We start from the raw sequence: 606 nt of genomic DNA, 5'->3' as shown, positions 1-606 counted from the left end.
ACACTGGCGCCCCTGATTGAGCTGATCAGGGCCCATGTGCTGGCCGGAGCCCGCATCCATGGCGATGACACCACGGTGCCGGTTCTGGCTAAGGGCAAGACGACGACCGGCCGATTATGGACCTATGTGCGGGATGACCGACCCTTCGGGGGCGATGCCAGGCCTGCGGCCCTGTTTCACTATTCGCCGGATCGCACCGCCGCCCGTCCGCTCCGGCACCTTGCGGGGTGGCGGGGCATCCTGCAGGCCGACGCCTATGCCGGGTTCAACGGTCTCTATGACCCTGCACGCCAGCCTGGTCCGGTCACCGAGGCAGGATGCTGGGCCCATGCGCGCCGGAAATTCTTCGAACTCGCCGAACTGGGCAAGGCGCCGCTCGCCGTCGAGGCCGTGCGGCGGATCGACGCGATCTTCATGGCGGAGCGGGAGATCAACGGCCAATCCGCTGATCAACGCCACGCCATTCGTCAGGCCAGGATCGCACCGCTTGTCGCCGAGCTCGAAGACTGGATGCTCACGACACGGGCGAAGCTGTCACGCCACGCCGATGTCGCCAAAGCGATGGACTACATGCTGAAGCGATGGGAGAGCTTCAGTCGCTTCCTC

Annotated in this window: 1 protein-coding gene; it reads left to right on the top strand. The window is 65.7% G+C overall.

Annotated features, from left to right (window positions below):
• On the top strand, positions 1-606 hold a 606-nt coding region (gene tnpC / locus ACYQ7X_RS17465; protein WP_459698349.1), incomplete at both ends, for an IS66 family transposase.

The sequence above is a fragment of the Acidisoma sp. C75 genome, assembly GCF_054665095.1.
The sequence above is the reverse complement of the archived record's forward strand: the minus strand, read 5'-3'. Positions and strand labels throughout refer to the sequence as shown.